Source organism: Streptomyces sp. NPDC026246, from assembly GCF_055567995.1.
This window is the reverse complement of the sequence record NZ_JBVHPJ010000029.1, coordinates 1-5,842: the sequence shown is the minus strand read 5'-3', so window position 1 is coordinate 5,842 and position 5,842 is coordinate 1. Positions and strand designations below refer to the sequence as shown.

Sequence of the window (5,842 nt, the reverse complement as noted above, 5' to 3'; positions counted from 1 at the left end):
ACACCATCGGGCCAGGACCAGTGGGCGACCAGCCGGGGACCATCGGCACGGTCCTCGGTGAGGGCGTTGAGTTCGACAGCATGGTTGAAAGGCATACCCGGATCGGCCCCGGAGCCGATGGCGCCGGCCTCGGAGGCCGTCGACCAGTCGGCGGCCTCGCCCGCCGCGAACCGGCCGAGGTAATTGAAGCCGACCTGCGGACGGACCGCTCCCGCCAGAACACCGGCCGTCTCCGGATTGAGGTAGCGCAGCAGCCCATAGCCCATACCGTGGTCGGGAATGGCCCGCAGCTGTTCCTTGACGGCTTTGAGAGCCCGCCCGAGGGCAGCACCATCGGCCGGATCGTGCGTTCCAGGAACCAGACGCACCGGGTAGGAGCTGGTGAACCAGCCCACAGTACGGGACAGATCCACCCCGGGCACGATGTCCTCACGGCCGTGGCCCTCGAGATCGACCAGCAACCCGTCACCCTCACCCCGACCGCCGCCCCTGCGGTCGGCCCACCGGCCCACCGCGACAGCCAGAGCGGTCAGCAGGACGTCATTGACACCGGCGTGGAAGGCAGCCGGGACCACGGTCAGCAACGGAGCCACGACCTCACCCGGAAGCGTCAGCTCCAGACTGCGCCCGGTGGCCACCACATCACGTGACGCGTCCAACGCCCGGCTCCCCAGCACCGGCTCCGGATCGGCCAGCATGCCCGTCCACAACGGCAGCTCCGCCACCCGCCCCGGCTCGAGCGCCGCCTCGCTCAGCGCCCGCGACCAGGTACGCAACGACGTCGGCACGGAATCCACCACCGGCCACCCACCCGACACGGCCGTCTCCCACGCCGCCGCAAGATCCGGCACCAGAATCCGCCAGGACACCCCGTCCACGGCAAGGTGATGCACCATCAGCAACAGCCGACCCGGCTCCCCCACACCCGCGTCGAACCACACCACCTGCGCCATCACACCGGATTCGGGCGCCAGCCGCTCCTGCGCAGCCCGGACCTGCTCGTCCACCAAGGACCGCCGGGCCTCCGCGTCGAGCCCCTGAACGGACACGCGGGTGATGCGCTCACCCGCCACGACCGCCCCGGCGGGCGCTACCTCCAGTCCCCACGCGCCGTCCTGGCCCCGTACGAGCCGCATCCGCAGGGCGTCATGGCCATCCAGTACCGCCTGCACGGCCGCCGTCAGCCACTCCTCACCGAGCCGGGCGGGAACCTGCAGCAGCATCGACTGGTAGAAGCCGTCGACCGGACCGCCGAGCTTCTCCAGCCAGCGCACGATCGGCGTGGCCGCCACGGCGCCCACACCGGCGTCCGCGGCCTCGGACACCACTGTGTCCGTGTCCCGCGCCGAGACGGCCAGCGCGGCCACCGTCTTGTGCGTGAAGACGTCCCGCGGGCTGATCGACAGCCCCGCCTTCCGGGCCCGGGACACCAGCTGGATGGAGATGATGGAGTCGCCGCCCAGATCGAAGAAGCTGTCGTCGATGCCCACGGCGTCGAGTCCGAGCACTTCGGCGAAAAGCCCGGCCAGCAGTTCTTCCCGTGGCGTACGGGGGGCGCGGCTCGACGCCGAGGCGCCGAACTCGGGCGCCGGCAGTGCCCTGCGGTCGACCTTGCCGTGTCGGGTCAGCGGCAGGGTGTCCAGGGACACGAAGGCTGCGGGGACCATGTAGTTCGGCAGTTCGGCGGCGACGTGCTTCGGAAGCACCGAAGGGTCGAAGCCGTCCGCCTCTGCGGCGGGAACGATGTAGGCGACCAGCCGCTTCACGCCGGGCTGGTCCTCGCGGATGATGACGGCGGCCTGGGCGATGTCGGGGTGGCGGGCGAGCACGGCTTCGATCTCACCGAGCTCGATGCGAAAACCGCGCAGCTTGACCTGGTCATCGACACGTCCCACGAAGACGAGTTCACCCTCGTCGGTCCAGCGCACCACGTCACCGCTGCGATACATACGCGAGCCGGCCGGCCCGAACGGATCGGCCACGAAACGTGACGCCGTCAGCCCGGGCCGATTGAGATAACCCCGGGCCAATCCCTCACCGGCGATATACAGCTCACCCGCCACACCCGCCGGCACCGGCATCAGACCACCATCCAGCACATACAGCCGGGTGTTGTCCATCGGACGGCCGATCGGTATCAGGTCCGGGACCTCGTCGGCCGCATGGGCGGGGTGGCAGGTGGCGAAGACCGTGGTCTCCGTGGGGCCGTACCCATTGACGACGGTCACCCCCGGGCAGGTGGCCAAGACCTGCCGCACCATCGCGGCCGGCACCATGTCCCCGCCGGTCCACACCTCACGCATCCCGGCGAAGCACTCGGGGGACTCGCTTGCCCACAGCCGGAACAGCCCGGCGGTCAGCCACAGCGCGGTCACGCCGTGCCGCTCGACCATCTGCCGCAGGGTGTGCGCGTCCAGCTCGCCGGGAGGAGCGATCACCACCGTGCCGCCGGACAGCAGGGGAACCCACAACTCGTAGGTCAGCGCGTCGAACGCCTGGGGCGAGTGCATCAGCATCCGCTGGTGACTGCCCGACTCCCACGTCCGGTCCAGCGCCAGGCTCACCACGTCACGGTGCGTGGTCCCCGCGCCCTTCGGCAGGCCTGTGGAGCCGGAGGTGTACATGACGCACAGCAGCTGCTCGCCGTGGCCGGCCGTCGTCACCTCCGAAGCCGACTCGTCCTCCCCCAGCCCGTCGTCCACGACGATCACCTGGGCGCCGTGTGCGGAGAACACCGCCTGCGAGGCCACGTCGGTCAGCAACACCGACGCGGCCGTGTCCGCCATGATCATGTGCAGCCGGCTTTCGGGCGCACGTACGTCCAGTGGCACATAGGTCGCGCCGGCCTTCACGATCGCCAGGATCGAGGTCACAAAAGTGGTCGACCGCTCCTGGAGCACGGCCACCCGGTCCTCACGGCCCACTCCCCGGCCGGCCAACACGCTCGCCAGCCGGTTCGCCCGTGCGTCCAACTCCGCGTAGCTGAGCGTTCCTTCGTCGCTCACCACCGCCGGGGCGTGCGGCGTACGGGCGACCCGCGCCGCGAACAGCGCCCCCACGGACAGGTCCGCAGTCGGACGCGACGTGTTGTTCCAGGTGTGCAGCAGCCGCTCCCGCTCGTCCGGACCCAGCAGCTCGACCCGGCCGAGGGGAGCCTGGACATCGGCCGCGAAGGCGTCCAGGAAGCGGAGGAACCGCTGCCCGTGGGCGACGACATCGTCCTCCGTGTAGACGGCAGGGTTCGCGTCGAAGGCGAACTCGAGGCCGTTTCCGTCTCCCCGGTCGAAGACGCCTATCGAGAAGTCATCGACGGGGCCGTTGGAGAGGTTCTTCGCGGTGGCCTTGTGATCACCGAAATGCAGATCGTAATCGAAGGCCATGATGTTCACAGTGGGTCCGAAGAGCCGGCTGTGCCCGTCGGACATCTTGAGATCCCGGCGGATGTCCTCGTACCGGTAGCGCTGATGGCGAAGGGCCGCCCTGACTTCTCTCGTCACCTGCCGGAGAAGTTCGGAGATGGGCATGTCCGGGCGCACTTGGAGTACCAGCGGGAGGTGGTTGGAGGCCATCCCGACGATATTGCGGAGGACCTTCCCGGGCCGGGCCTGCACCGGAATTCCCAGCGCCACGTCCTGTCTGCCCGTGAGCCGGTGCAGATAGGCCGCAGTGGCTGCGATCAACAGCCCTGACCAGCTGGTTCCGGCCCGGCGCGCAGCCGCTCGGTAAGCGTCCAGCTGGGTCTGCGGGCTGTAATGGGTCACGCGCCGGAAGCTGGGCGGGATCTCCGTGGTCGTACGTTCGGTGAAACTTACCGCTTCGGACAGTCCTTCCAGCCGGCTCAGCCAGTACCCGCGATCCGTCTCGAACTCCTGCGAAACCCGGTAGTGCACGTCGCTGTCCAGCAGCGTCCTCACGCTGCCGGTCTCCGATGCGGGGATCCCGGTGCCACGGACCAGGGACGTGTACACCTCGGCCAGCCGGGCCGTGACCAGTGCGCCGCTGAATCCGTCGATCAGCAGATGGTGAAGCCGGTGATACCAGATGAATGCGGAGTCCGAGACCTTGATCAGGCAAGAAACGAAAAGAGGATCACGCAGGACGTCCACCGGCTCGCGCAGCTCGGCCTTCATCCACCGCCGGGCCGCTTCGCCGGGGTCGTCTTCATGGCTGAGATCGATGACGTGCAGTGACCAGTCGACGTGATCGGCTACAACCTGGTAAGGACCGTCGGCGTCCTCGCCCAGCCGGATCCGCAGTGCATCGAAGTCGCGCAGGGTCTGCCGATAGGCCTGCTCGAACGCGACCGGGTCCACGGCGCCATGTATCTCGACGTATTCCGCGATGTTGTACGCCGAGGAAGACGAGTAGATCTGACTGGCCAGCCAGATGCCGGTCTGGGCGGCGGTCAACGGCCAACGGGACTCCTGCGATACAGCCATCCGGCGTATCCTTTCCTTTACTTTCCCCGCACCACGGCAGTGCGGCGTCATTCTCGGGCGCCGACGCCGGGGGAGGTGATATCAGGCGGTACGGCGCGGGACTCCGCCGTACACGCATACCGAAACGCGCACGCCAAAACATGCGCACCGAGGTATGCGTAACGAACATGCGTACCGACCGGGCGATACGCCGCGACAAACTGTGGAGGAGGAGAAGGTCACCGAAGGGTGCGCCGGAACTCCGCCGTTATGCTTCGGCCGATGGCGGCCAGGGCGCCGGGTTTCGTCATGTCGTCGTGCGCGTACGGGACCTCTTCTTCGAGGATTCGGCCACCGATGTGCTCTCGCCATGCCCGCGCGGTGGGAGCCCCCTCCGGCCGTTCCAGACCCGCTCTGAAGAACAGCAGATCGCCCTTGACCCGGCCAGGGGTGAAATCGGCCATGAGGCGAACGTTCCGGAGGTAAGTCTGCACGACAGACGCGATCTCGTGATTCTCCAGGTCTTTCAGATCCCTTGCCATCTGGTGAACAAATTCCCGTGCCTTGTGGAGTTCCGCCGGATCCTGACCGCCGGTCCCGTCCTGTGTGGCATCCCCGGCACCACCGAAGGCACGGAGAATGACGGCGAGTCGCTCGTCCTCCGCCGCATCCGACAGCGGAGACGTCAGGGAGGCCTGACCTGCGGGATACGAATCCAGCATGGCCAGCAGTCCGACCTCTTCCCCTTGCTCCTGGAGCCGCGCCGCGATCGCATGGGCGACGAGACCGCCGAACGACCAGCCCAGCAGGTGGTACGGGCCGGACTTCTGCACCGAGCGGATATGCCTCAGATAATCGTCGGCCATCTCCTCCACGGTCCCGGGTAGCGCGTCGGCGGTCTGCCGCAGGCTCCGGGCCTGAAGCCCGTAGAGCGGCCGGTCCGCCGGCAGGTGCGCCGCCAGTCCGATGTACGACCAGCTGATCCCGAAACCCGGGTGTACGCAGAACAGAGGCGGACGCTCACCCGTCGTACGCAGCGGCAGCAGCACGCCGAATGGGTCGGAGGCACGGTCGGGGGCGATTCGCCCGGCCAGCCCGGCCACAGTGGGCATCTCGAACAGGTCCCGGATGTTCAGCGCGACACCGGTGGCCTTGCGCACACGGTTGATCAGACGGGTGGCCAGCAGCGAGTGTCCGCCGAGGTCGAAGAAGCTGTCGTCGACGCCCACGGTCTCGAGTCCCAGCACCTCGGCGAAGAATCCGGCCAGCAGCTCCTCCTGCGGCGTACGGGGCGCCCGGTACGAGGCGGAGGCGGCGAACTCCGGGGCGGGCAGCGTCTTCCGGTCGAGCTTGCCGTTGGGGGTGAGCGGCAGGGTGTCCATGGTGACGAAGGCTGCGGGGACCATGTAGTCCGGCAGTTCGGC

2 protein-coding genes are annotated in these 5,842 nt (G+C 68.3%); both read right to left on the bottom strand.

Annotated features, from left to right (window positions below):
- Nucleotides 1-4,409, bottom strand: a 4,409-nt coding sequence (locus ACZ4M5_RS34640) for an amino acid adenylation domain-containing protein (protein WP_467743072.1), incomplete at its 3' end; no start/stop codon positions are given.
- 248 nt (nucleotides 4,410-4,657) lie between these two features.
- The coding region (locus ACZ4M5_RS34635) for a thioesterase domain-containing protein (protein ID WP_467743070.1) at nucleotides 4,658-5,842 on the bottom strand (1,185 nt) is incomplete at its 5' end.